Below are 25,951 nucleotides of genomic sequence, written 5' to 3' on the forward strand. Positions count from 1 at the left end.
CGATTCTGTGTCCACCGCTGGCGATTCTGTGTCCACCGCGAACGACTCTGCCGAGCTGGCCTCCTGGTACCACGGCAGCGAGGGTCTGCGGGCCCGGGTCGCCACGGACGTCGCGGCGGCCCGGGCGTATCTGGCCGCCCAGGACGGCGCTTCCCTGCAGCCCGTCTGTGTCTCCCTCGGCACCGACACGCAGGCGGCGCTGACCGCGCCGGTGCCGCCGACCGTGGCCGCGCAGGCGCGGTTCGATGCCGGCGGCAGGGACTACGCCGCCGCTGCGGCGTCCTGCAAGCAGCTCTTCGATGGCACCCGGATCCAGGTCGGCGTGCTGCAGCAGCGCATCGCGGCGTCGTTGGCGGACGGTGACCGGGAATGGGGGGCACTGGCCGCTCTCATCGGACAGCCGATGGCGACCGCGAGTCCCCCCGCGGCGTCGGGGCGCAGCGGGTGAGGCCGTGCAGGGTGCCGGTGAGCGGAAAGGTCCGGATCTCTTGCTCACACCATCCGGCCTGCCGCAGGGACGCGAGTTCGGCGGCCGTGCCCCGGAGGTCGTAGGCGAGGATGAACAGCAGGATCCGGTTCGGCGGTTGCGGGCGGCTGCGGATCGCGCCGTCCGCGCCGTCCGCGCCGTCCTTCCCGATCACGCTCAGGAAGGTCGTCGCCGATCGGGGTACCCGGGGCCCGACCGGCGGTTCCCCGGACGATGCGTCGTCGCTGAGGTCCATGGCGTAGAGCCAGCCCGCCCGTGCCAGTCGGCCGCCGACGATGACGAGATCGCCCGCCCGATACTCGGCGCGGGCGGCGATCGTCGCGTCGACCATGGCCTCGATCGGACGGGGATCGTGGCGTTCGTCCCATAGCGTGACGGTCCCGCCGACCGCGCAGACCGGCATCACCGCCAGCGCGATCAGGCCGACGGCCGCGGGAAGCCGCGCCGGCCCAACCAGCCTGGCTGTCTGGGCCGTGCGGGCCAGGTCGGCGACGCCGACCGCGACGATGATGGTGAGCAACGGAACCAGAAACAGGTTGGTCCGACAGGCCCCGAAGGGCCAGTAGCGTCCGGCGCTGGCCGCGAGTTGGAGCAGTTCGGCGCCGACCAAGGCGACGATAAGGATCATCCCGTCGGGGCGCCGGCGCAGTACCCGGACTCCGAGCGCCAGCGCAACCGCCGTGGCCGTCCCGACGAGCAGCGTCGGGAGGCGATGCCCCTCGAGGAGGGAGTGCACCAGATTGGGGTCATAACGGTCGATCCCGGGCGGGACGCCACCGAGAATCGCGCCGGTCTGTTCGAGCGTGAACCGCAGGCCGCCAAGGATCCCTCGACCGGCGAGGAAGTGATCGTCCCAGAAATGGCTCGCCCGTTGGYTGGACTGGTGCGCCACAAAGATCATCATGTGGGTGCCGGTCAGGAGGAGGGCGGGGCCCACCCGTCCGGCGGTGCGCACCACGGTGCGTCGGGGCACCGCGCGGACCAGGTCGTAGCCAGCGAGGGGAACCAGCAGAAACACCGCTGGCAGCGACAGCAGCGCCAGCGCCCCGGCCGCGGTCCGGCGTGGGAGCGTGGCCTGTCCCGTCCACAGCGCGACCACCGCGAGGGTGACCACCGCATCGAGGACGTAGGGCTTGAGCTGCGTGCCGGTGTCGACGACGGTGCCGGCGAGGGCGGTCGTCACCGTGGCGGCCACGGCCGGTACCCGGCCGGTGAACCGCCGCGCGAGCAGGAAGCCGCCCGTAGCGAGAAGCGGTAGCCAGATTCCCGCTCCGACGAGCCGGAGCGACCAGCTGTGCCAGCCGAGGATGGTCCCGGTCAGCCGGGTCAGTGCCAGTGAGCCGACCGAGGACGGGGTGTTGGCCGCCGTCAGCTCCGACCAGAACGTCGGCCACGGTTCCCCCGCGAAGTGCGGGCGCCACAGCTCGTCGTACCAGAGCGGACGATCGATCCGGGCTCGCAGCGCGATCTGCACCCCGATCGTGGCGGCGACCAGTAGACCCACGAGCAGGACGTCGCCATGCCGTTTTTCCACAGGTTGTCCACAGGACACTGGCGTCCTGTGGACAACCTCCCCGATGGTGTCGATTRCTCCGTCAGTTCCGTCGTTGGGAGGGGCACTGTTGTTGGGAGGGGCGTTTGTAGGAGGCCAGGAAGCGATCGATCCGGCCGATGGCGTCCGTGAGATCGTCCACCGCGGGCAGGGTCACGATCCGGACATGGTCGGGATGCGGCCAGTTGAAGCCGCTGCCCTGGACRAGCAGGATCTTCTCGGCCAACAGCAGATCGAGGACGAAGCGCTCGTCGTCCCGGATCGGGTAGACGGCGGGGTCCAGCCGGGGGAAGGCGTACAGCGCCCCCCGCGGCGGGACGCACGACACCCCGGGGATGTCGTTGAGGAGCTTCACGACCGTGTCTCGTTGTTCGCGCAGCCGGCCGCCGGGCAGGACGAGGTCCCCTGCGCCGCCGTCCTCCGTGAGGGCGGCGACCGTGGCGAACTGCCCGGGCGCGTTGGCGCACAGGCGCATGTTCGCGAGGATGTTCACTCCCTCGATGTAGCTCGAGGCGTGGCCGCGCGGACCGGACATCACCATCCACCCGGCCCGGAACCCGGCCAGCCGATAGGACTTCGACAGCCCGTTGAAGGTCATGCAGACCAGGTCCGGCGCGAGCGCTGCGGTCGCGATGTGCTCGGCGTCCTCGTAGAGGATCCGGTCGTAGATCTCATCGGACAGCAGCATCAGGTGGTGGCGGCGGGCGACCTCGACGATGTTCTCCAGCACCTGCCGGTCGTAGACGGCACCAGTCGGGTTGTTCGGGTTGATGACGACGATCGCTCGTGTCCGCGGGGTGACCTTGGCGGCGATGTCGTCGAGGTCGGGCGCCCAGCCGGCGGACTCGTCGCAGAGGTAGTGCACGGGCCGGCCACCGCACAGGCTGACCACGGCCGTCCACAGTGGATAGTCGGGCGCGGGGAGCAGCACCTCGTCGCCGTTGTTGAGCAACGCCTGCAACGACATCATGATCAGTTCGGAGACGCCGTTGCCGAGGTAGACCCCGCCGGGGTCGATGCCGGTGACCCCCTTGCGGAGGTGATAGCGCACGACCGCTTCCCGGGCGGCGAGTAGTCCCTTGGAGTCGCTGTAACCCTGTGCATCCGCAAGGTTTGCCACGACGGCCTCGAGTACCTCCGGCGGTGCGGAGAAGCCGAACGGCGCGGGATTGCCGATGTTCAGCTTGAGGATGCGCGACCCCGCAGCTTCCAGCCGGGTCGCTTCGTCGAGGACAGGCCCACGGACGTCGTAGCAGACGTCGGCGAGCTTGTCGGACTGGGTGAACTCCATCTGCCCAGGGTAGGTGGGCTGTCCAGCGGATTTTCGACCGGTCGGYGGCGTGCCGGCGAGTTCACCCCGAGGGAGTGACTCCGAACTCGACGGTTGCGTGCTCGTCCGGCCTGATCGGCTGATCCCTGTCCGGTCACCGAGAGCCGTGCCGCTCCTTGGCACGAAGATTGACGATATTCGCCTTGAGATCGATCGTATCGATGAGACCGATCTTGACCTGTGATGGAGCTGGAGTCACCTGCACTCCGGTCACCTGCACTCCGGCAATCTTGTCACCGGTCGCCGCAGGTTTCCCGTGCCGGGCAAGCTGCGGCATCTGGTGAGATCAGGTGAATACGCACTGATCAGATCCGGTTCGGCAAGCGCACACGTGGAGAGGTCGATGCGTCGACCGGCGTCTGGAGGCGGGCAGARCACGACGTCGTCCATGGAATCTCCTTGRCATCAGGTTAAGCTTACTTAAGTCATGCCTGGCTGTGAGATCGGGAGAAGGGGTGCCAGCTGGGGGCATCTGACCTGCAGCCGTGGTCCGGGTGTCCACGCGGCTCGATGCTGCGGGGCCACCGGGGTCTTATAGGAGGGGCGGGGATTCTAGGCTGTCGTGGTCGGAGAATGTCTCGCCCTCGAGGAGGAGGTGCCGGTGATCTTCAGATTGGTCGGAGACGGTCGCCCGTACCCCGAGCACGGCCTTGGCCAGCGGGACTGGGCGGCCATTCCCCCTCGCCAGGTTCGGCTTGACCAGCTCGTCACCACCAAGCGAGTGCTCGCACTCGATGTTCTCCTCGATGAGGACTCGACCTTCTACGGTGACCTCTTCCCTCACGTCGTCGAGTGGGACGGAGCCCTCTACCTGGAGGATGGCCTGCACCGTGCTGTACGGGCCGCGCTGCAGCAGCGCACGTCCATACACGCCCGCGTCTACGTTCTGACCGGCCCGGCCCTGACCGGTCCGGCTCAGTCGTCGGCGGCGCGGTAGATGACGAAGACGTCCTTGCCGACCCTGGCGAAGAGGTAGCGCGGACAGTCTGATGTCGGACGGTACGCCATGATCGGGCGGAACACCGGTGACCGCCTGACCTCCTTGAGGCTGCCACCTGCCATCTGGCGTGCACGGCTTCCTGCGATGTCCAGCTCGTCTGAACGCTTGTACCATCCGCCGCAGTAGCGGATCTCGTCCGGTCGTGATGTCCACGCGGGGGTGCGGAAGAACCACATCAGATACACCGTCCGCATCAGCAGCACAAGCAGCAGGATGATGAACAGGGCTCGGATGAAGTTCCCAGCTCGTCCGGGCGCGAGGATGGGGCTCACAAGGTTGGGAGCCTACGGGCATCCCGTTCGTAGCTGAGCATCGGCTCTCGTGTCCCCCCCCATCGGGTCGCGGTACGCCGAGGCAGACATTTGGATCATGTCCATACCCCCTGGGGGTAATTCAGGCTACTCGTCTTGTCGGGACGGTCTCAGCTGGCGCGGCTGAGGTGTTATCGCTGAGGAGCTCCAACAGATCCGGACCCAGATGCAGCCGTGGCGCCTGCTGCATCAGCGTTCCGTCACGATGGCGGGCGACAATCGAACCGTCGCGTCCGCGCTGCAGAACAATCCGCCTTTCATGAATAGTCCGATGATGAAGGGAGCAGATCAGAACGAGATTATCAAGATCTGTATTTCCGCCTCCGGATGCCCATTCCTTCATATGATGTACCTGGAGCCAGCGGGTATGATGGCAGCCCGGATACTGGCATACCCCTCGGTCGCGTGCATAAATTGCTAGCCGCAATCTCGTGGTTGGGTTTCGGCGGGTGCGACCCAGCATGAGAGGGTTTCCCTKGGAGTCTATAATAAGTGTCCGAAGGAGGCTGTCGCAGGACAGTCTTCGAACGACGTTCGGTAGAACGGGGATATGGTCCTTCATATCACACCTTCGGGTATTCAGTCCATTCCCTTCATGTCGCTGGAGGGGGGATCCATGGTTCTCTCGGCTTGAACCGATAAGTGTATCAATATCTATGTGTACATTTATCGTGTGAGATGTGGAGCTCATCAGCGTGGGAGYGCCGGTGGAGAGGAAAGATTCGGACATAGCCGTCAAGGCATCGGCTTTCATCTCAGGACCTGCGTGTGTTATCGAGGTGTCATTGATCGAGCCCTCGRCATCGGATGTCGTGGAAGAATCTTCCCGGTTAGAGTCTCGGGAGTCGTGCAGGCTTGACATGKCCATGACGAGAGCGCTCTCAATGATCGCACCACGGGCTGGATCGAGGCGGACGGACAGTGAAAATGTTCCATCTTCGTTCCACCGCCAAGAGCACCGCGTATTGTTCGGGCCATCTTCGTCGCGCCCCCCGTTCTCATCTTTTTGATCATGATTGATTTTGGCATGCAAGGACACGAGTCTCTCGAGCTTCTGCGCTGTGCACTGTGCGGCCTGCTCAACCCACCTTGCTTCCGTCTCCGGCTCGGCGACACGTGTTATAGCCCGAACCTTTGAATAGGAGATCTCTCCTTTGGAGAAGGACTCGCGAATGAGGGGAAGGAGTTCTAGTGCTCGGGCGACTCGAAGGTAGTCGTAGCTGGCGCGAAGTCCGAGTCCGCACCGCCAGGACAACCAGTGCGCGCAGGTCGGCATGCCGCTGGCGGACCAACCTTTGCGGCGATCGAAGGCAGCGAGCAGAATCAGCCAACGGCAGGTGGCGGCAGCCAGTCGACCCGCCCAGCTGCAGAGTTCCGTCTCGAGGGCAGGGAGGGGAACCGTCTCCAGATCTTTACCGAACATGTGTTCGATTATGGCGCGCGATGGGACCATCGTCAACCGCGTCTGGTGGGCGAACCATCTCAGCGTAGATCGCGTTATAGATCGTCAGCGGGGGCGACATCGAGAATTCTGTTTGCTTGAGGATGCGGTCGCCACAGCCGCAAGTCATGCGCTGTTCCGCGGTGCGGTCTTCCTCGACGGGCGTAGGGGTTGACGCCGTGGCGAGTGTGACGCAGAATCGACCATGTGTTCGGTTGGCTCCTGTCATCCTTTCAAGTGCGCGGGATTTCAAGTACGCGAGCACAGCCAGAACACGGTGATGATCTTCCGTGAGAGGTARCCAATTATGCCAGCTCATCGGCGAGAAACTCTGCGGCATATTTCTTTTCGACATACTGGCGGAGAACGGGGCCGGGGACCCTGCGTGGGCAATGCGTGATTATGGCGCCGACGGGTCCGGGACCGAACCGCAGTCCCTTCTAGRCCGAGTATCGGCACTCGGCGGATCTCGGGCCTTTTAACGTCTCTCGACCTGGCAGCTTTTGAGTATGCCCGTACCCACATTGTTGTGCAATGTGTACTAGAGAGAGAAGACTAGATGAAAATGGGCAGCGGTATTGTGATCGTACTGGTGATCCAGCCGCCCGTGCTGGGTGAACTTGTCCCTCCGGTGGAGAAACTGCTGGGGGCAGGTCCGGTACTTGGGCTCCCGGGGTTGCCACTCGGCGGGGACGTCGGCGTCGGAGCGTCCACCCCGGTCGGTGTCGTCGAGGGTGGGGTGCTGGTGGGTGCCGTCGTGGGTCTGCTGGCTGGCGATGGAGCCGTGGTTGGCGGCTGTGTAGGAGTCGTGGTCGGTGGCTCCGTCGTCGGCGTGCGTGGCGCCGGGGCGGTGGATGGCGAGGACGGAGGCGATGTCGCAGGCGTCTTGACAAAAGCAGGGTCGGGACGGTGGGTGGCGGAGGGCGAGGGCTTGCTGACCTGTCGCGCGATGGGCTCCATGAGGTGTGGTTCCAAGCCTCCGGGCGATGCAGCCCGGCTGGTAAACGCTCCGGCAACCGTCGGGACGACTGTCGAGGACGTCGCGGCCGCATTGCTGGGTGCGGCCGCAGGCATGGGCGGACGTATCGCGTCCGGGGTCGGTRCCTGCGTCACCTGCCCCTGCGTCACCTGCGTGATATTCGGCTCGTCCTCCGACAGYAGCTGGGCATCGGAGGTGGGCCAGTTCATGGCCGCCGTGAGGCCGGCGACGGCGATGGCCGTCACCGCGGCGACTGCCACCGCCGACCGCCTGCGCCATCCCGCGCTGCCGCGGCCAGCATGAGTCTGCGGTGCGTCGGTGAGGTCGTTGTCGGAGTCCATGCGCATGAGCGGGAGTACACGCACGGAGTGCGTGGTGGCGGCGATGATGGTTTTCTCGGCGTCGGCGTACCTGTCACCGCTGGGTGGAGCCGTCGGTACCTTGACGAGATTGACCTTCGGTGTCTCCTTGGTGGTCTCGCCGACTTCGCTCTCAGTATCGGCTGCCGCTGCCGCTGCCGCTGCCCGCCGACTGGCGGCTGAGGCTGCGGCTACAGCCGCGACAGCGGCGCGATCGAAGGTGCGCGCGAGGCCGACCCGCAGACTCGCTGGCGCCGGAACCACGGCACCGGCGAGGAGCTCTTCGGGCGAGACTCCATGGGGTACCGGGATGCTGCGCGCCTGGGGCGATCCAGACCAGGCCAGAGCGCTTCCTCGAGCAAGCTCGAGTAGCCAGGACCGCAGCCGGGTGGGATCGCTCAGAGGATTTAGACGAGTGCGGGCGACGAGGGCGAACGCCGTCCCGGCCGCTGCGCGGGCCACGGTGGGATCGCCCAGAATCAGCAGGCACATCGAGAAGACATCATCGGCGTACAGATCGTAGAGATCGTCGAACGCCTGTCGGTCACCACGTCGGACACGGGCCACCAGGTCCGCGTCGTCGTCCATACTCAGCTTCTCCCCGGGGACTAGCGGCGGCCCCGGAACGGGCCGGCATCGCCCCATCGGTAGCCCGGTGAGGCAGTCCCAATGCTAGAAGTTCGTCCCCCGCAGCGGGTGAACGTCGTGAAGATTTTGTTGTCGCCGATTCGACAGTCGATAACGCTTGACTACTGATGCCGTCGCACTTTGATCCTCATCGACTACGGCTGGTTACTTTGCCTGGTAGGTCCCACGGCAGGGTGGCCATGTCCCGTCGGAGACGGGACCAATCCGCCATGGACGAATCTGCCTTCAATGAGTATAAGTCGAAATCTGTCATCAATTCGGCGGAACCGGCGTTCGGAACCGGACCGGCCATTCGCGGCCTTCCGCCGGATGGCACCATGCTTCTTGCGGGTCGGGACATAGCTCAGGATGCCGGTGGTTGTTGGGCGAGCCGGGCCTTGACGGTGCCGCTCTGTCCATCACGGGTATAGGTCACTTCCACCTCGTCGCCGATGGCGTGGGACCGGACCGCCGCGATGAGGGAGTCGACGTCGTTGACGGCACGGTTGCCGACCTTCGTGATGACGTCGCCGGTGCGAAGGCCGGCCCTTTCGGCGGGTCCACCCGGAACCATGGAGCGGATCTGTGCACCGTTGCCGCTGGAGGCGGTGGAGCGGGTGTTCTCCTCCGCGGTGGAGGCGCTGACGCCCAGGTACGGGTGCCGGGCGCTTCCCGTGGAGATCAACTGGGTGGCCACCGACTCGGCATAGTTGCCCGGAATAGCGAAACCGACGCCGATGTTGCCGGACTGCTGGCCACCACCGAAGGGACTTCCACCACCCACGGTCGCGATCGCGCTGTTCACGCCGATGATCTCGCCGCGACTGTTGACCAGCGGACCACCGGAGTTACCGGGGTTGATCGATGCGTCGGTCTGGATTGCGTCGAGCACGGTGTTCTGCTGATCCCGCACGGTTGAATCCCCGGTGCGCACCGGGCGATGCACGGCACTGACGATGCCGGACGTGACCGTACCGTTCAGCCCGAGCGGACTGCCGACCGCTACCACCAGTTCCCCGATGTTCAGCGTGTCGGAATTGCCGAACGTGGCCGCAGTGAGACCGGTGGCATTGATTTTGATCATCGCGAGGTCCGAGCTCGGATCCGTGCCTACGACCTGCGCATCGAAGGTACGACCGTCCTGCAGGGTGACCGTCAGCGAACCGCCGTTCGCGGCACCCGAGACCACATGGTTGTTCGTCAGGATATGCCCGTCCGAACGGATGATGGTGCCGGAGCCGGTGCCCGACTCGCTGCTCGATTCCTCGGAGATTGTCACGACACTCGGCAGGATCTTCTGCGCCGCGGCCGACACGGTGTTCGCGGCTGCCGGCGACGTTCCACCGGAACTGTCCACGGTGTTGTGCAGACCGGCGGATGTGACGATGGTCTGCCCCCCGTTGTTATCGGCGACCAGCGCTCCGACACCGCCACCTACACCAGCTGAGACCAGGGCAATGGCGAGTCCGGCGGCGACGAGCCGCCGTCGGCGCCAAGGCGGCGAGGCGGCCATGGTTGTCCCGTTGCCGTAGAGGTCCTGGGCGGGTGGCGAGCCGGCGTCGCTCGGGGAACTCCACGGCGGTCCCCAGGAATGCCCTCCGGTCGGGGGTCCCGCGGGGGGGCCCGCGGGGCCGGCCGCGCCGTTCAGAGCTCTCGGGGCAGCGGGACCACTGGGTGGCGGGCCTGAAGGTGGTCCCCACGGGCCGCCGGGCGGCGCCGCCGGAGGTGGGCTTCCCGCGGAGAACGCGGCCTGCTGCTGGCTGGCCTGGGACGGCCCGGCCGGGTACGGAGAATCCGGATACGGACGAGGATCCCCATGCGGGGGATGGGGATTCGGATACTGAGGATGCTGGCCGGAGGATGGCCCCAGCGCCGGCGGTTGGCTGTACGGCGAGCCGGGCGGACGGGAAGGCGGGCCCGCCGGGAGGTCGGGTTCGGAGCTGGCGGGACCAGCCGGGTGAGCTTGGCCGGCTGGTGTCCCGGCCGCGCTGCCGATGGGCGGAGCCCAGGGGGAGGGGGRGTCATGCCCGGCGCCGGACCCCTCCCTGCCGCCGCCCCCGGGGGCGGCCTCGGCGCTACTGCTGAAGGGGAGACGCGGTGTCATGGTAGGCACTTTCCCTTGAAAGCCTGAGCGATTCCTGAATGCCGACCAACGTTCGGGTAAGCGATCCGGCGTGGAGCCGCGCCGCGCCGGGTCGGCCCGACCCGGGCCGACCCGGCCCGGCCCGGCTGGGTCAGCTGGGTCAGCCGGTGGGACGGTGTTCCGCCAGTAGATCACGAATTTCCGTGAGCAGGCGTGCCTCGTCGGTGAGTGCCGGGTCCTCCTCCGGCGGGACCTGCCCCCGCGTCCGCCGCTCGTTGATGGTGTTCAGGGGGAGTACTACCACGAAGTAGATCACTGTAGCGACTGAGAGGAATGCGATGACGCTGTTGATGAACTCGCCGTACCGAAACACGCTGCCGTTGATGGTGAAGGTGAGGGCCGAGAAGTCGGGTTTGCCGAAGATCGCGGCGATCAGCGGGGTGAAGATGGTCTTCACCAGCGACGTCACCACTGYGGTGAAGGCGGTGCCGACCATGACCGCGACCGCCAGGTCGACGACGTTCCCTCGCATCAGGAACTGCCTGAAGCCCTTCATGTGGCGTCCCCCCTGAAATATGTGCCTGATGACATGGGRGGATATCGACGCAGATCAGTGGGTGACCGGCGAGGTGCCTGGCCGATCCCYTTACGCCTTCGGGGGGCTACTGTCAACTAAGCTCGCGCAACGTCGACGCAACGCCGTGGTACACCGGTGGCACGGGTGGACGCAAGCGGAGCTCGGGATCGGAGGTCGTCTGGTGACGGACGGTGTGCGACGGACCGAGTGGGACGACGACGACCGGCAGTCTCCCTACTATCAGGGGAGCGGCAGGGGTCCCTCGATGGAGYCGTACCAACCAGCGGGGCCGGATCCGCGGCCTAGCGGCTACGGCCCTCCGACCGGGCCATATGACGCCGCGGGCCCGGTGACCGGGCCCTACCACCCGGTACCGGCGAGCCATGGCGATCCCGGCCATGGCGATCCCGGCCATGGCAGTCCACGTCAGGGCAGTTCGATACAGCCCGAGGATATCGATTCCCCGTCCACCGGCACCTCGATGCGCCGGGCGCTCGTCCCGCCCGCTCGGACCGCTCGGACCGCTCGGGCTGAGAGCCCGCGGTCCCGAGCCGTTCCTGGTTCCACTCCCACTCCCGCACCCGCACCCGGTTCCACTCCCGGGCGTCGACCACCCGGATGGGCTACCGATGGAAGGTCGGCTCCACGAGGTGGACCGGATCGGCAGAATGAGGTCGGTCTGCCGCGGGCCAGAACGGCGATGCCGACACGTCGGGCCGACGGTGCCTCCACAGGCGGTCCGCCGACCRGCGGCGCCGGGATGAGAGACGGTGGAACAGGCCCGCGGATGCCCTACGGCAGGGATGCCGGCGACGACCTCGGACTCGACCGACGCCATGCCGACCGCACCGATCCTGATCGGCCCGGTCGGCCCGGTCGGCCCGGTCGGCCCGGTCGGCCCGGTCGGCCCGGTCGGCCCGAGGCTTACCCGCCGGGCGCGGGGCGGAGCCGGCCGAGTCCGGCGCGGTTCGGAGCCGATCAGCGGGTCGCGGCGCGTCGCTCGGGGAGCCTGGCCTCCGCCGCGGGCACAGCCGATTTCCCCGACGATGACGACGCTCGCGATTCCCGACAGGGAGATCGTGATTCCGACACCATGCCTTTCCTGCATCGGGTCGGGGTGGCCCTGGTGGTGCTGGCCGTGGCACTCGGGGTGGGCGTCGGGGCCGGTGCCGTCTGGGAAAAGGTCCGGCCCAGCGGCCGGACCGCCAATGCGGCCCCGGCGCCGACGGCAGCATTGTCCGGCGGCCCCGCAGCGGCCGCGCCCAGCCCAAGCACAGGGGCGGCTGGCGGTCAGGCAGCTGGCGGTCAGGCGGCTGCGGGCCAGATCGCGGTGCCGGCGGACTGGACCTCGTTCACCGACACTGTGCAGAAGGCCACCTTCTCCCACCCGCCCGTGTGGAAGCAGCGGCGCGACAACACCGGCATCTTCTACGGCGAGCCCGGCACCGTCTCGGAGTACGGACCGCAGATGATCGGGGTGGCCCGGGTCGCGGTGCAGGATCCGGTGGCAGCGCTCACGCAGGTCCAGTCCGCCGAGTTCAACACGGTCCCCGGTCTGACCAGGGACCATTCCGGTCCGGCGACGGACACCAGCGATCAGCCCACCCAGGAACTTGCCGGCTCGTACGACCGGGAGGGGCAGCGGGTCTCCTACCTCATGCGCACGGTGTCGGTGGCMGGTGCCGTGTACGTGCTCATCGCGCGAGTGTCGACCAACGTCCTGGCGTCGCTCAACACGCTGATGGGCGCACTGCGGTCGTCGTTCGCGCCGGCCTGATCCGTCCCCGCCGGCTGGCCGTCATGGGTCACATCCGTGGGCCGGGCCGCGCGGAACGGGCCGGAGCCAGCAGATTCCAGATCACCCTGCCCGTGGCGAAGGCGGCCGGTCCGGAGACGGCCGGCCAGCCGTGGGCCAAGGCGGGCAGCAGGAACTGCACGACCCGGGCCGAGGAGGCACAGGGGGTCTCCTTGCGCAGGGCGACGGCCGGTGACGTCACTGCGGTCGAATTCGCGGGCAMACCCGGGACGGCACTCGGCATCAGGACCCGCGGGGCGGCGTTCACCGGCGCGCTTGCCGGGTTCACCGGCGCGCTTGCCGGGTGCACTGGGGGCACGGCGACGGGCGCGGCCACGTCCGCATCCGTTCCAACGCTCAGCGCGGACGGTGATGCCACCGGAGCGTGCCATGGCACGCCGGCCGAATCCGTGAGGACAGTGTCCGTAGGCCGGCTCGGGACGGGGCAGCGATCCACCGACCGGAACGGGATCATGCTCTCCTCGACCGACGTGATCGCGGTCCGTAGCACCGGCGACCAGGGGGTCCCCTGGTAGGGGATATGGCCGTCCGCCCCGCCGTGGACGTCCACGACGGTCAGTGGGGCGCCCGGATGGCAGTCCGACACCTGACGGCTGGCCGCCACGACGGCGATGCCCGCGAGTTCGTCTCCGTGTTCGCAGGCGTACCGGTAGGCCAGCATGCCACCGTTGGACAGACCGATCAGGCTGACCCTGTTCCGGTCGATCGGGTAGTGCTCGCTGAGATGCGCGATCAACGCGCGTAGCYAGCCGACGTCATCGGTATGGTTGGTCACGGCGGGTTCGCAGCAGGTTCCAGCGTTCCATGCCCTGTTGAGGCCGTCCGGGTACACGACGGCGAGGCCGGCGGTACGGGCGAGGCCGTCCAGGTCCCAGTGCTGCTCGGGATCCGTGCCGTCGTAGTACAGGCTGTGCAGCGCCACGAGCAGGGGATAGGGCTTCGGGGCGTCGGACGGGGGCAGGGTCACCCGGATGTGGGCGCCCCGTCCGGAGCGTTCGAATGCATCGGGACCCGTGGTCGGCGCGGGGGTGGCGGCCAGGACCACATGACCACGTCGGGGACCCTCCAGCACGCCGCAGCCGGACGTCGTCAGCAGAAGGGGAACCAGGAGGGCGAGGAGCCAGGCCGCGGCGACGCGGCGGCGACGGACGGCTGGCACGAGGGCCATTCTGACGCGCGTCCAGCGCCCCGGGCGTCACCGGTGTCGGTGATTGCTCTTCGTGTTCGATCTACTACGAGCGAGATCGCCTTCGGGGGCGCGGACCACATTGAGTCTGGGACGATCCGCGTCGGAAGGTACCCAGCGGCCCGATGACCGTGCCTCCGTGTTCTCCGCGGCCGTGCGGTAACGGTCGAACGCCTCCTGGGCGCGGCTTTCCAGATCGTCCACGAGAGCGAGTGACTCGCGTACCCGCCGCTCCCCGGCGGGACCGGCGGCGAGCAGGTCCGACAGACAGTTGTCCACGRCACGCCGCGCCGCCAGCCAGCCGAGGAGCAGTCGGGAGCGCTCCATATCCGAGAGCTCGTCCACCGAGATGTCCCTCCGCTCGCCACTCGTGACGTTGATGAGGTTTCCGCCGTGAGGATCGGCCACATGCGGACCGATCCGGCGGGGTCCCCTGGCTGGGTCAGGTGTCCGGGTCAGGGCGATATGCGTGGTCGAGGTCAGTGACCGACTTTTACCGTCCGTCCTCTTCCAGAGTGCCCCACCTGGGGCCCGAACGCGCCGCAGTTCGCCGAACGCACATCCACCGGTCGACGCGACCGGGACGTGGGGAACGGACCACACGTTACGTGGGTCCCCCCGGAAGCGGTCGGTCGGCGGTCGGCGGGGGCTCGTCCACCGCGGACGGTGGAGGTCGTTCGGAGGAGCCGGTTTTGGACAGTGGTCCCTCACCCGGTGGCGGGATCGGGGGTCGGGGCGAGGCGACGGCCGGCGGTGGCAGCGGCTGTTTCGGCGCGTGTGCCGAGGAGTCTGTGTGTCCCGGGGAGTCTGCGTGCCTCGGGGAGTCTGTGTGCCTCGGGGAGTCTGTGTGTCCCGGGGAGTCTGCGTGTCCCCGGGAGGTGTGTGGGCTCGGGGGACCGGTGGGACCGGCGGGACCCGGGAAGCCGTGGGGTGTGGACGGGCGGTGAGAGACCGACGATACCTGGGGCACCGTGGTGGGGCGGCGATCGTGCCACTTCGCCCGAGCCTCGGCGGCGGTGTCCTCGACATGATCGAGGATCTCCTCCCATCGGATCTGCATGGGTCGAATGAGGCCGCCTCCCACGCCGACGACGATCACACCGGTGAGGGAGGCCAGGATCGCCCAGAGGAGCGGTGTGGTGACCRACGTCGCGAGTCCCACCTCGTCCAACGCCGCCTTGCCGAAGGCGACTACGAGCACGGTGGCCACGATGTTGCCGGCCGCCCGTCCGTACGCGAGGTCGCGTAGTGCCTCCGTGACGAAGGTCCGGACGACCCGGCCGAGGCCGACCCCGATCATGATGACCAGCGTCGCGAGCAGGGTGTGGAGCAGCAGAGCGAGTAGATCGGTCACGGTGTCCTCGGCCGCGTTCGGTCCGAAGACCCCCAGCGCGATCCGCAGCACGCCGAGCAGGCCGATGCCCATGAGCACCCGCAGCCCGCCCGCACGCACGCTCGGGGCCGGCTGGTGCAGTAGCCGCGGCAGGCCGGCGCGATCGATGATCCGATCCAGGCCGGYGCGTTCGGTCAACCGGGTGACGAGGCGCGTACCCGCCCGAACCAACAGCCAACCGAGCAGACAGATCGCGAGGAAAAGGCCAATTTTCGGGGCTGTCGCGGCGATTTGCGACCAGGCGTCGGAGAAGCCCCGATCCCACTCCACGGCAAGCGTCACCCGTACARCACAACAGCAAACGCTGTGTAGTTGAATGATGACACGCCGCTATTTTGTGGGGGTGGTCCCGTGGTTTGCCCCGACCGCCGGGGGCCAGATATCCGGCCCCGGCACCCCCGGCACCCCCGGCACCGGGTTCCCGGCACACCGGGTCTCCCAGGGCTCGTGCGGACGGGCGAGGGCCCGTCCGGTTGAATCGGTGGATGAGCATGCAGCCCGTACACATACCACCACGGGCGGACCTGCCGACCCTGGCGGCGGCCGCCGCCGACTGCCAGGGATGCGACCTCGCACAACTGCCCGGCACCCGCACGGTCTTCGGGGTCGGCCCCGCGCATAGCTGGCTCGCCCTCGTCGGCGAGCAGCCGGGCGACATCGAGGACCGGCGGGGTGTGCCGTTCGTGGGCCCCGCCGGCAAGCTGCTCGACCGGGCCCTCGGCGAGGTGGGACTCGACCGTGCCGAGGTGTACACGACGAACGCCGTCAAGCACTTCCGGTATCGCACCGGCAACGGTCCGCGGCGGATCCATCAGACCCCGGACCTGCGGCATGTCACCGCGTGTCGTCCCTGGCTATCCGCGGAGCTCAACCTCGTTCGGCCGGCGATCGTCGTGATCCTGGGGGCTACGGCCGGCATGTCGCTGCTCGGACCGTCGTTCCGGGTGACGAAGATGCGTGGCCGGCTGCTCCCCGGGCCGGCAGGCTCCGGGGCTCAGCTGCTCGCCACGCTGCATCCCAGTGCGGTGCTACGGGCGGATCCCGCCCGCCGTGACGAGGTCTACGCCGGCTTCGTCAACGATCTGCGGATCGCCGTGGCGGCCCGTCCCACCATGGACCCGTCCGCCTCGGTGGACGCATAGTCCGTCCGGGCCCGGCGATCCTCCACCGGGAAGGGCCTCGTTACCGATCTTCGTCTAGGTGACGATCTTCGTCTAGGCGACGATGTCGATCGGCGTGCCGAGGGGAACGGTCTGGGCGAGTCTGGTGATCGCGTCGTTGCTCAGGCGGATGYATCCGTGGCTGACGTCCTTGCCGATGAGCTTTGGTTCGTTCGTCCCGTGCACGCCGATGACCGGCTTGTGGCCGCCGAACGAGCTGAGTGATGTCGAGAAGCCGTTGAGCCCGAAGGCATACGGCCCGTACGGACCGTTCGGATCACGCGGCTTGAGCAGCTCCATGAGATAGAAACGCCCGCCCGGCGTCGGGGTGTCGGCGGTGCCGATCCCCACCGGCTCCTCGGCGATCTGCGTCCCGTTGCTGAACACCTGGAGTCGGTGCCTGCTGCGGGAGACAACCAGCCGGTACGGCGTCTCGGACGCGGTGACCTGGTCCGCCTTCAACCATCCGGTGCTGCCGTTCGGCTGCACCGGCAGCAGTACCTGCCACCATCCCGACAGCTTGGCCTGGACGAGGAAGACCCGCTTGACGCCGTTCTCATTCGGACTGGCCAGAGTGGAGGAGGGTTGGGTGTCGGTCGGGGCGCTGTAGACGTCGACGCTGGCACCCACGGCCGTGACCACGGTGCTCTTTCCCTGGCCGAGTCCGGCGGCGGCGGCGAGCTGGTTGCGCACCTGCGGGGAGAGATCGGTGGATGCGTTCCTGGCGCCGTCGCCGCAGCCGGTCAGCACGACGCCACCCAGGATGGCCGCGAGGGCGCCCGCGGCCATCCTGGGACCAGGTCCGGAGCTCATCGCGTGTAGTGCGGATCGGCCGGGACGGCGCTCGTGGCGGCGGGCACCGCGACGGGTAGCGGAGCGGGCGGTGCGAGCGGCGGCGGGGCCGATCCGCCCGTGCAGTTGGAGACACCGACCGTCGGCACGGTCACGAGCAGAACCTTGGTCTTGGCGTCCCAGGGGGAGCCGATTACCGCGAGTGCCTTCGAGGGGAGGTCAACGGTCTGCTTCGGCCCGATGTCCAGAATCCCGCCGTGCAGGCTGGTGTCGAACCAGCCGAATCCAAAGGCCTTGTCCGCGGTGTTCTTCAGTTTCCAGGAGGGGACGGAGCCGTCGCAGGTGAAGGTGAGGAACAACGGGTTGACGTCCATGTCGTCGATGCTGTTGATCTGCTTGTCCAGCGGGACCTTGAAGGGCAGCAGGTCGAGGAAACCATCGAGTGTCGGCTTGCCGGTGCCGTTGGTCGGGGTCGCGGAGGACGCCRCGCTCGCCGTCGCGTCCAGAATCAGAGCCGCGGCGTCGGTGGGCGTGGCGCTCGGCGTGGCGCTCGGATCGAGGCTCGCAGTGGCGGTCGGGCCGGCCGACCCGGTCGGCTTGCCCGCCGAGTCCAGGCCGGCCAACGGCCCTGTCTTCGGGGTCGCCGTCGGGGTGTCGGAGACGAGGGGGGACGGACTCGACTGGGTGACGGCGGCCGTGGCCGTCGCGATGGCGGTGGGCGACGGTTCCGGAGTTTCGGCGAGCGCCGGGGAGGCCAGTGCGATGGTCGCCATGCCGAGAACGCCGGCCACCGCGGCACGCATTCTGGTGATACGCATAAATCCGTCTCCTCGACGTGTGCCGAGCACGTTGATTGCGGGCAGGAGCGATTGCAGCCAAGAAGGTAGCAACGCGCCGTTCGTCCCCGGCGGGCCGGGTCCGGCGTAGCGGAACTGTTGGGTCGAAGAGGGACGGAGGACGGGCGCGACCCCTTTGTCGATCATGGAGTTCTCGACACTTCATGTTCGACAGGGAAGGGGAATGGGCCCGGGACGCCCGCACCGGGCGGCGTTGGAAAGAGCTGCCGAAGCCTGGATCCAGGCTCACTGGCGGCCCTCGACGCCGCCCCACACCGCCCGACATGGCGGGCGGGCCGGGTACGGCGCGTGCTCACGGTAGATGGAACGACGATGCGCCCCCAGCACGGCAGCCGCCACGTGCACCTGCCCGAAGGCCTCGCCCACGCCTGCGGCGTGCTCCTGACACAGGTCGACGTCGACGAGAAGACCAACGAAAATCCCTTTGTTCTCCGCGGTTTAGGCCAGATTCCTGACCTGACCGGCGTCCTGATCACTGCTTTCCCGGCCCCGCCCTCACACGCCCAGGCGGCAGGATCAAACGGCCACCAGCTCAACACACTGGAGCCCGGGGAACCGTGCCCGCAGAGCCTGGCAGATCTGCTCCGGCCTCCACCGTATGGCGAGGTGGTCCTGGATGAGGTCCCGCAGCTACGAGTTACGGATGATCTTGCTGGTGTCCGAGAAACGGGCCGCACCTCAGTTCACTCGCGTCAGCATTTCGTTGTCCGGTGCCGTGGACCAGTAGCACGGGAACGAGAACAGTAGTCACAGCTACAACGGAGAGCGCCCAGAAGGCAGGGTCTTCTCGATGCGAGGACGGGGCCCAGCCAGAGCCACCGGAGCCGGCACCTGTGGATTTGTGTACGCGCCCTCAGCCAAAGTTCTCCCAAGATCGGCGAGACTTCAAGGGGCGAGGCGTTCGACGACCCAGAGATCTTCGGCCGCGGTCGGGACGCCGCCGCCCGCATCGCCGCCGCCCGCATCGCCGACCCGGACACCGGTGGCGTCCGGGTCGGCGACGGCGAGGGAGTCCGTGCCGCCGCCGTCGGCCGGTACCGACACCCGCCGGTACCGCAGCCGGTCGTGCAGCCGGTCCGCGCGGCCCTGCCAGAACTCCACGGTGTCCGGCACGATGCGTAGCCCACCCCAGAACTCCGGTGTCGGCACCCGGGTGCCCTCGGGCCAACGGGCCGCGAGCTCGGCGGCGCGGTCGTCGAGCACCGTACGGGACTCGATGATCGTCGACTGGTGGCTGGCCCAGGCGCCGAGCTGCGAACCATGCGGACGCGACTGGAAGTAGCGTTCCGTCTCGGCCCGGCTCACGCGCTCGATCGATCCGATGACGACGACTTGGCGCTCGAGGGCGTACCAGGGGAAGACCAGCGAGCCGAAGGGGTTCTCGGTGGCCTCACGGCCCTTGCGCGAGGCGTAGTTCGTGTAGATCACGAAGCCCCGCTGGTCGAACCCCTTGAGCAGCACGGTCCTGGCACTGGGCCGCCCAGCGGCGGATGCCGTCGCGAACACGGCCGCGTTGGCCTCCGGAACGCCTACCCCGGGGGTGGCCGCGTCGATGAACCAGGCGGCGAACTGTTCGACCCAGGTCGGCGCGAGATGCTCCGGCTCCAGACGACCGGCGCGGTAGCCCTGGCGGAGCAGGGCGGGATCGGGGACGTCCAGATCGGGGACGTCCGGGTCCGGACCGCCCACCGGCGGCTCGTCGGCAGCGGAGGCTGGGGCCACGCCCCGATCCTGCCAGGCAGGCCGCGCACCCCAGCGGGACGGCCCCGAGAGTGATCCCGCCGGGCCAGGGTCCGTCGTCCCGGTCAGGAGAGCTCGGCCAGGATCTCGCGGACGCCGAGGTCCCAGCGAACCGTGAGGTCGGTGCACCGTCGGCCGGCCAGCCGATATGGCGCGTCGCCGCCCGACGACCCCGACAACAATGCTGGTAGCAGGGTGATACCGCGAGCGGCGAGATCATCGGCCAGCGCGGGCARCCATTCCTGGACGATCCACGGCGTGTGGATTCCCAACGTTGAGTATCCGAGCACGAGAAAGTCGGCGACGGCGAGCGTCTCATTCATGAACATGGACACGGTGTCGCCGATGCGTATCTCCCAACGGTCCAGGTGCACCGCGTGCCCCGCCGCGCCGATCGCSCGGCCCAACCGTTCGGCGGGTGMGATGTCCGCTGCGCGATGACTGATGAAGACGAACGCCATGATCCTCCCGTCGTGTTCGCGCTGCGTGACTGCCGCCGGTCAGGCGTTCCAGGCACGAGGCCCGACCGTAGCGCGGAATGATCTCAGTTGACCAAACTTTCCATTCACGACTTTCGGCATATTCGTATAAATAGTAATATGATAGATAAAACTGCTGTGACTTACGTCATATTTTATGGGTTTCGCGTTGCCCGGTGCGTCGGTCTGTGCGCGGTCGGCCCCAGATAAGGGTTGGATGGAGCATCGCGGGGCACCTGCGCCCTGGCGCGCTGGGAGGCCTCACGGCAGGATCGGACGGAGCAGCACCGACGAAGCAGGACGCGGACGGGCCGCCGGCGGGACCATAGAGACAGAACCGGTGGGACCAAGAGACAGAAGCGGAGATCCGGACTCGATGGCCGAGAAAACAAGCGATTTCAAGCCCGGTCTGGAAGGTGTGATCRCCTTCGAGACGGAGATCGCCGAGCCGGACAGGGAAGGTAGCGCGCTGCGTTACCGCGGCGTCGACATCGAAGACCTTGTTGGCAAGGTCGACTACGGCCACGTCTGGGGGCTGCTGGTCGACGGGGCGTTCGAGCCCGGACTGCCGCCGGCCGAGCCCTTTCCGGTCCCGGTGCACTCCGGTGACATCCGGGTGGACGTGCAGAGCGCGCTCGCGATGCTCGCGCCCTACTGGGGCCTGGGCCAGCTGATCGACATCACCCCGGAGCAGGCACGGGACGATCTTGYCCGGGCATCGGTCGTGGCGTTGTCGTTCGTCGCCCAGTCCGCGCGGGGCCTTGGTCAGCCGGCGGTGCCGCAGAAGGAGGTTGACCGGGCCCGGACGATAACCGAGCGGTTCATGATCCGTTGGCGTGGTGAACCGGATCCCAGGCACGTCCAGGCCGTGGACGCCTACTGGGTCTCGGCCGCCGAGCACGGCATGAACGCCTCGACGTTCACCGCCCGGGTGGTCGCCTCGACCGGCGCGGACGCCTCGGCGGCGCTGTCGGCTGCCGTCGGTGCGCTGTCCGGTCCGCTGCACGGCGGTGCTCCGTCCCGGGTGCTCGCGATGCTCGACGAGGTCGAGCGCACCGGCGACCCCCTCGGCTACGTCCGCCGCGCCCTGGACCGCAAGGAGCGCCTGATGGGCTTCGGGCACCGGGTGTACCGCGCCGAGGACCCGCGGGCCCGGGTGCTGCGCCGGACCGCTCGTGACCTGGGCTCGACCCGCTACGAGGTGGCGGAGGCGCTGGAGGCCGCCGCGATCGAGGAGCTGACCAATCGGTTCCCGGATCGCCCGCTGCGGACCAACGTCGAGTTCTGGTCGGCGGTGGTGCTGGACTTCGCCGAGGTGCCGGCCCATATGTTCACGTCCATGTTCACCTGTGCCCGCACCGCCGGCTGGAGTGCCCACATCCTGGAACAACAACGCACCGGGCGGCTGATCCGCCCGTCCGCGCGGTACGTGGGCCCCGCTCCGCGCCCGCTCGGTGACGTTCTGCCGGGGGTCAGCCGTGGCTGACGCTCCCGCGATCGTRCTGCCCGACCGGCTGCGTCCCCGGGACGGCCGGTTCGGCTGTGGCCCGTCGAAGATCCGTCCCGAGGCGGTCGAGGCCCTCGCCACGAGCGGGGCGACCTACCTCGGCACCTCACACCGGCAGAAGCCGGTCAAGAGCCTGGTCGGCCGGGTGCGGGCAGGCCTGTCCGAGCTGTTCTCCCTGCCCGAGGGCTACGAGGTCGTGCTCGGGATCGGCGGCGCCACCGCCTTCTGGGACGCGGCAGCCTTCAACCTCGTCCGGACCCGCTCCCAGCACCTCGTCTTCGGCGAGTTCGGGGGCAAGTTCGCCGACACGACGAAGGGCGCGCCGTTCCTGGCCGCGCCGTCGGTGATCTCCTCGCCGCCCGGTACGCATCCGGACTGGGCGCCGGAGGCGGGCATCGACGTCTACGCCACTCCGCACAACGAGACCTCGACCGGTGTCGCCCGTCCGGTCCGCCGGCCGGTGGGTGYGGACGACGGCGCCCTGCACCTGGTCGACGCCACCTCGGGGGCCGGYGGGCTGCCGGTCGACGTGCGCGAGGTGGACGTCTACTACTTCGCGCCGCAGAAGAGCTTTGCCTCCGACGGCGGCCTGTGGGCGGCGCTCGTGTCCCCGGCGGCGATCGACCGGCTCGCCGAGATCGCCGCGACGGACCGGTGGATCCCGCCGTTCCTCGATCTCACCAYGGCCCGGGACAACAGCTCCAAGGACCAGACCTACAACACCCCGGCAGTCGCGACGCTGTTCCTGTTCGCCGACCAGATCGAGTGGATGCTCGCCCAGGGCGGGCTGGACTGGTGCGTGCGGAGGACCGCGGAATCGTCGTCCATCCTCTACACCTGGGCCGAGAAGACCTCCTACGCGACACCGTTCGTCGCCGACCCGGCCGCGCGTTCACAGGTCGTCGTGACGGTCGACTTCGAGGGGGTGGACGCCGCCGCCGTGGCCAAGGTGCTGCGCGCCAACGGTGTCGTCGACGTCGAGCCCTACCGCAAGCTCGGCCGCAACCAGCTGCGGGTGGCCTGCTTCCCGGCGGTCGAGCCGGCCGACGTCGAGGCGCTCACCACGAGCATCGACTACGTGGTCGAGCACCTGTAGGTGGTCGAGCACCTGTAGGCGCCGGGAACCGGCGGGAGCCGCCGGCCAACCACAAGGGCCGGGGCCGCGGGAGACGCCGCGGCCCCGGTGGGGCCGCATCCGGTCAGCGCAGCGGGCGCTCCGGTGCCGCCTGGGCCGCCTGGGCCGCGATCGGGTCGATCCCGCTGTCCCCGACCCCGCTACGGTCGTCTATCGGGACATACGACCGCTGGTCGTAGCCGATGTACAGCTGGCGCGGTCGGGCGATCTTCTGCTCGGGGTCGAGTAGACCCTCCTCCCACTGCGCCARCCATCCCGGCATCCGGCCGATGGCGAACAGCACCGGGAACATCTCTACCGGGAAGCCCATCGCCTGGTAGATGATGCCGGTGTAGAAGTCGACGTTTGGGTAGAGCTTGYGCGCGACGAAGTACTCGTCCTCCAGCGCGATCCGCTCCAGCTCCATGRCCAGGTCGAGGAACGGGTTCGTGCCGGTGACCTTGAAGACCTCGTCGGCGACCTGACGGATCACCCGGGCCCGCGGGTCGTAGTTCTTGTAGACCCGGTGGCCGAAGCCCATCAGCTTCTTCTTGCCGTCCTTCACCTGGGCGATGAAGGCGGGGATGTTCTCGACCGACCCGATCTCCGAGAGCATCCGCAGCACCTGCTCGTTGGCGCCACCGTGCAGCGGACCGTAGAGCGCGGAGATCGCGGCGGCGGCCGCCGAGAACGGGTCCGCCTGCGAGCTGCCGACCGCGCGCATCGCGTTGGCCGAGCAGTTCTGCTCGTGGTCGGCGTGCAGGATGAACAGCACGTCGAGGGCGTGCTCCAGGTTGGGGTCCGGCTCGTACTTGAGCTCGGTGGYCTTCCACATCATGTTGAGGAAGTTGCCGGCGTAGGACAGGTCGTTGTCCGGGTAGACGTACGGGAAACCGACCGAGTGCCGGTAGGAGAACGCCGCCAATGTCGTGATCTTGGCGATCAGGCGGACGATCTGCAGCCGGCGCAGCCCCGGGTCGTCGATCGTCTTGGCGTCCGGGTAGAAGGTCGACAGCGCACCTACCGTGGAGACCAGCATGCCCATCGGGTGCGCGTCGTGGTGGAAGCCGTCGATGAACTTCTTGATCGACTCATGGACCAGGGTGTGATGGGTGATCTCGTCTTCCCAGGTCGACAGCTCCTCGGCGGAGGGAAGCTCGCCGGCGAGGAGCAGGTAGGCGACCTCGAGGAAGCTGCTCTTCTCCGCCAGCTCCTGGATCGGATAGCCGCGGTAGCGCAGGATGCCGGCGTCACCGTCGATGTAGGTGATCRCACTCCTACAGCTCGCCGTGTTCGTGAAGGCGGGGTCGTACGTCATCAGCCCGAAGTCGTCGTCGCTCGTTTTGATCGAGCGAAACGCACTCGCACGTACCGCGCCGTCCGTAACCGGTATCTCATACGTTTTTCCGGTGCGGTTGTCGGTGACGGTCAGTGTGCTGACCTGCTCGGACACGCCGGGCTCCTCTCGCTGTGGCGGTGCCGCAATGACGGCACTAGCCCAAGTCGGGGCGCGCGTCCGGGTACGGAGCGCTCACGCCGGTTCGCTGGCTCACATGGTTGTTCCCAAGTTTGGCCGTTCGTGCCTGCACATGCCCGTGATCGGTGAGCTCCGTCCCACGTGTGCTACACCACCCCCGGTGGGACAGAGTCTCCCGTGGCTGYGCTCGGGGTTGGAATCACGCTTCGATGGTCACCGCGGCTCGCCCAACCGGGTGGACCGCTCCTCGCAGAGCGAGGAGCGGTCCTCGCCGCCGGCCTCGCCGCCGGTGGCTCGGAGCCAGGCGAGCACGGCCAGCACCCGACGGTTGTCGTCCGCGGAGGCCGGCATCCGCAGCTTTGTGAAGACGTTGGCTACGTGGTTCTCGACGGTCTTCGGCGCCAGATGGAGTTTGGCGCCGATGCCCTGGTTCGATCGTCCCTCGGCCATGTGCCGGAGCACGGCCCGCTCCCTGGCGGTGAGGCGTTCCAGTTCGTCGGCCCGCCGGCGATGGGCCAACAGGCCGGCGATGACTTCCTCGTCGACGACGAGCCGGCCGCTGACCACCCTGCGTAACGCGTCGTGCAGCGCGGTGATGTCGTCCACCCGGTCCTTGAGCAGATATCCGATGCCGCCGCCCCCGTCGCCCAGCAGCCGCAGCGCGTACGGCGTCTCGGCGTACGTGGACAGCACCAGGATGCCCATCGCGGGATGGGCCGCACGTATCGTCTCGGCCGCTATCAGCCCCTCGTCGGTGAACGTCGGAGGCATCCGGATGTCCAGGATGACGGCGTCGGGCCGGTTGCCGGCGAGCTGGTCGATGATCTCGTCCGCAGTCCCGGCCTGCGCGACGACCTCGACTCCCGCGGCGGCCAGCAGCATGGCCAGCCCCTCGCGGAACAGGGCCGAGTCGTCCGCGACGGCTACCCGCACGGGATGCTCGCAGTCAGCCGGGTGCCGCCGCCGGACGGGCTGACGATGCTCAGGTCGCCGCCGAGCGCACGTACCCGATCCGTGAGACCCGCGAGCCCGCCACCCTCGACCACGACGGCACCGCCCTTACCGTCATCGGTGACTTCGATCAGGATGCCGCCGTCCACGCACCGGACCGTCACCCGGACCTGGGCCGCCCCGGCGTGTTTGACCGTGTTCGTCAGCGCCTCGCAGATCGTGTAGTAGGCGCCGGCCTCCAGGATCGGCTCGAACCGGACGGTCGGGATGTCGAACTCGACCTTGACGGGGAGGGGCTCGATCACCACCTCCAGGGCTGGGCGCAGCCCACCCTGACTCAGCATGGCCGGGTGGATTCCCCGGGCCAGACTGCGCAGGTCCTGGAGAGCATGATGCAGATCCTCGCGAGCGGCTTCGATGGCAGAGATCGTATCGGGGTCGGAGGTCTTTGTCCGGGCGAGTCCCAGTCTGGTGGCGAGGGCCAGCAGCCGTTGCTGGACGCCGTCGTGCAGATCGCGCTCGAGGCGGCGCCGTTCGATCAGGCCGGCCTCCACGATGCGGGCCCGGGAGGCGCGTACGGCGTCCAACTGCGCGGCCACGGCGGYGTGCAGCCGGGCGTTCTCCAGCGCCATGGCGCTGGCCTGCAGGGCGACCGTGACCAGGTCGCGGTTGCGCTCCTGGGCGGCGGTGGCGGAGATCAGCGCCAGTGGCGCGCCCGACGAGGTCGTCACCG

The 25,951-nt window shown here is 68.2% G+C and carries 24 protein-coding genes; 7 read left to right on the plus strand and 17 right to left on the minus strand.

The features are described from left to right. On the plus strand, positions 1-448 hold a 448-nt coding region (locus tag KBI5_RS07120), incomplete at its 5' end, for a hypothetical protein (RefSeq protein WP_085014724.1). Here KBI5_RS07120 and KBI5_RS07125 read toward each other — a convergent pair. The 3 genes from KBI5_RS07125 to KBI5_RS07135 all read right to left on the minus strand — a co-directional run bounded on the left by KBI5_RS07125 (position 390) and on the right by KBI5_RS07135 (position 3,646). Next, the gene (locus KBI5_RS07125) at positions 390-2,021 is read right to left on the minus strand and encodes a hypothetical protein (protein ID WP_241882720.1); all 1,632 of its coding nucleotides are present in this window, start codon (positions 2,019-2,021) and stop codon (positions 390-392) included. The genes KBI5_RS07120 and KBI5_RS07125 overlap by 59 nt on opposite strands. A 61-nt stretch (positions 2,022-2,082) precedes the next feature. Next, positions 2,083-3,330, minus strand: a complete 1,248-nt coding sequence (locus KBI5_RS07130) for a pyridoxal phosphate-dependent aminotransferase (protein WP_011434540.1) — start codon at positions 3,328-3,330, stop codon at positions 2,083-2,085. Positions 3,331-3,463: 133 nt separating this feature from the next. After that, positions 3,464-3,646, minus strand: a complete 183-nt coding sequence (locus KBI5_RS07135; RefSeq protein WP_035910939.1) for a hypothetical protein — start codon at positions 3,644-3,646, stop codon at positions 3,464-3,466. A gap of 324 nt (positions 3,647-3,970) precedes the next feature. Between KBI5_RS07135 and KBI5_RS07140 the strand changes: the two genes are divergently transcribed. After that, a complete protein-coding gene (locus KBI5_RS07140; protein WP_035729259.1) occupies positions 3,971-4,306 on the plus strand; it encodes a type II toxin-antitoxin system VapB family antitoxin in 336 nt (111 codons plus the stop codon). Here the strand turns inward: KBI5_RS07140 and KBI5_RS07145 are convergent. Further along, complete coding sequence (locus KBI5_RS07145; RefSeq protein WP_023840606.1) at positions 4,285-4,641, minus strand: hypothetical protein; 357 nt, start codon at positions 4,639-4,641, stop codon at positions 4,285-4,287. The two genes, KBI5_RS07140 and KBI5_RS07145, sit on opposite strands and share 22 nt — an antisense overlap. A gap of 121 nt (positions 4,642-4,762) precedes the next feature. After that, positions 4,763-6,133, minus strand: a complete 1,371-nt coding sequence (locus tag KBI5_RS07150; RefSeq protein WP_347272473.1) for a DUF222 domain-containing protein — start codon at positions 6,131-6,133, stop codon at positions 4,763-4,765. 547 nt (positions 6,134-6,680) lie between these two features. Between KBI5_RS07150 and KBI5_RS26160 the strand changes: the two genes are divergently transcribed. After that, complete coding sequence (locus tag KBI5_RS26160; RefSeq protein WP_157902450.1) at positions 6,681-7,403, plus strand: hypothetical protein; 723 nt, start codon at positions 6,681-6,683, stop codon at positions 7,401-7,403. Between the two features lie 1,047 nt (positions 7,404-8,450). Here KBI5_RS26160 and KBI5_RS07160 read toward each other — a convergent pair. After that, on the minus strand, positions 8,451-10,190 hold the full coding sequence (locus tag KBI5_RS07160) for a trypsin-like peptidase domain-containing protein (protein WP_085014732.1): 1,740 nt from the start codon (positions 10,188-10,190) through the stop codon (positions 8,451-8,453). Positions 10,191-10,329: 139 nt separating this feature from the next. Further along, positions 10,330-10,725: a large conductance mechanosensitive channel protein MscL gene (mscL, locus tag KBI5_RS07165; protein WP_085014733.1), complete on the minus strand. Its 396-nt coding sequence runs from the start codon at positions 10,723-10,725 to the stop codon at positions 10,330-10,332. Positions 10,726-11,839: 1,114 nt separating this feature from the next. Here mscL and KBI5_RS07175 point away from each other — a divergent pair. Continuing rightward, positions 11,840-12,523: a hypothetical protein gene (locus tag KBI5_RS07175; protein ID WP_085014736.1), complete on the plus strand. Its 684-nt coding sequence runs from the start codon at positions 11,840-11,842 to the stop codon at positions 12,521-12,523. A 28-nt stretch (positions 12,524-12,551) separates the two neighbouring features. Here KBI5_RS07175 and KBI5_RS07180 read toward each other — a convergent pair whose 3' ends face one another. The 3 genes from KBI5_RS07180 to KBI5_RS07190 form a co-directional block, all read right to left on the minus strand. Next, complete coding sequence (locus KBI5_RS07180; protein WP_085014737.1) at positions 12,552-13,730, minus strand: PHB depolymerase family esterase; 1,179 nt, start codon at positions 13,728-13,730, stop codon at positions 12,552-12,554. 27 nt (positions 13,731-13,757) lie between these two features. Further along, entirely contained in the window at positions 13,758-14,093 is a 336-nt protein-coding gene (locus tag KBI5_RS07185) for a hypothetical protein (RefSeq protein WP_085014750.1), read from the minus strand. A 259-nt stretch (positions 14,094-14,352) separates the two neighbouring features. Further along, a complete protein-coding gene (locus tag KBI5_RS07190; protein WP_241882721.1) occupies positions 14,353-15,423 on the minus strand; it encodes a hypothetical protein in 1,071 nt (356 codons plus the stop codon). Between the two features lie 209 nt (positions 15,424-15,632). Here KBI5_RS07190 and KBI5_RS07195 point away from each other — a divergent pair, with 209 nt between their 5' ends. Then, positions 15,633-16,283 carry a UdgX family uracil-DNA binding protein gene (locus KBI5_RS07195; RefSeq protein ID WP_011434551.1) on the plus strand — a complete coding sequence of 217 codons (651 nt, stop codon included), beginning with the start codon at positions 15,633-15,635 and terminating at the stop codon, positions 16,281-16,283. 72 nt (positions 16,284-16,355) lie between these two features. Here KBI5_RS07195 and KBI5_RS07200 read toward each other — a convergent pair whose 3' ends face one another. The 4 genes from KBI5_RS07200 to KBI5_RS07215 all read right to left on the minus strand — a co-directional run bounded on the left by KBI5_RS07200 (position 16,356) and on the right by KBI5_RS07215 (position 20,151). Continuing rightward, positions 16,356-17,090, minus strand: coding sequence for a L,D-transpeptidase (locus KBI5_RS07200; RefSeq protein ID WP_198537564.1), 735 nt, complete (start codon positions 17,088-17,090; stop codon positions 16,356-16,358). A 20-nt stretch (positions 17,091-17,110) separates the two neighbouring features. Further along, complete coding sequence (locus tag KBI5_RS07205) at positions 17,111-17,911, minus strand: hypothetical protein (protein WP_085014742.1); 801 nt, start codon at positions 17,909-17,911, stop codon at positions 17,111-17,113. A 924-nt stretch (positions 17,912-18,835) separates the two neighbouring features. After that, positions 18,836-19,639 carry a pyridoxamine 5'-phosphate oxidase gene (gene pdxH, locus KBI5_RS07210; protein ID WP_035729252.1) on the minus strand — a complete coding sequence of 268 codons (804 nt, stop codon included), beginning with the start codon at positions 19,637-19,639 and terminating at the stop codon, positions 18,836-18,838. A 116-nt stretch (positions 19,640-19,755) separates the two neighbouring features. Beyond that, positions 19,756-20,151, minus strand: coding sequence for a toll/interleukin-1 receptor domain-containing protein (locus tag KBI5_RS07215; protein ID WP_085014744.1), 396 nt, complete (start codon positions 20,149-20,151; stop codon positions 19,756-19,758). 394 nt (positions 20,152-20,545) lie between these two features. On the opposite strand from KBI5_RS07215, the gene KBI5_RS07220 reads away from it, so the two are divergent. After that, a complete protein-coding gene (locus tag KBI5_RS07220) occupies positions 20,546-21,655 on the plus strand; it encodes a citrate synthase 2 (RefSeq protein WP_085014746.1) in 1,110 nt (369 codons plus the stop codon). Further along, entirely contained in the window at positions 21,648-22,772 is a 1,125-nt protein-coding gene (gene serC / locus KBI5_RS07225; protein ID WP_085014747.1) for a phosphoserine transaminase, read from the plus strand. Before KBI5_RS07220 ends, serC begins: the two co-directional genes overlap by 8 nt. A 103-nt stretch (positions 22,773-22,875) precedes the next feature. Here the strand turns inward: serC and KBI5_RS07230 are convergent, their stop codons facing one another. The 3 genes from KBI5_RS07230 to KBI5_RS07240 all read right to left on the minus strand — a co-directional run. Further along, positions 22,876-24,243 carry a citrate synthase gene (locus KBI5_RS07230; protein ID WP_085014749.1) on the minus strand — a complete coding sequence of 456 codons (1,368 nt, stop codon included), beginning with the start codon at positions 24,241-24,243 and terminating at the stop codon, positions 22,876-22,878. 237 nt (positions 24,244-24,480) lie between these two features. Next, on the minus strand, positions 24,481-25,200 hold the full coding sequence (locus KBI5_RS07235) for a response regulator transcription factor (protein WP_011434560.1): 720 nt from the start codon (positions 25,198-25,200) through the stop codon (positions 24,481-24,483). Further along, on the minus strand, positions 25,191-25,951 hold a 761-nt coding region (locus KBI5_RS07240), incomplete at its 5' end, for a histidine kinase (protein ID WP_241882722.1). The genes KBI5_RS07235 and KBI5_RS07240, both read right to left, overlap by 10 nt.

This window comes from Frankia sp. KB5 (assembly GCF_002099325.1).
GTDB classification, from domain to species: Bacteria; Actinomycetota; Actinomycetes; order Frankiales; family Frankiaceae; genus Frankia; species Frankia casuarinae.

Bases quoted from the DNA above. Each gene is read 5' to 3' on its own strand.
- KBI5_RS07195 (WP_011434551.1), top strand. From the start codon at position 15,633: ATGCAGCCCGTACACATACCACCACGGGCGGACCTGCCGACCCTGGCG.
- KBI5_RS07135 (WP_035910939.1), bottom strand. From the start codon at position 3,646: ATGCCGCAGCTTGCCCGGCACGGGAAACCTGCGGCGACCGGTGACAAG.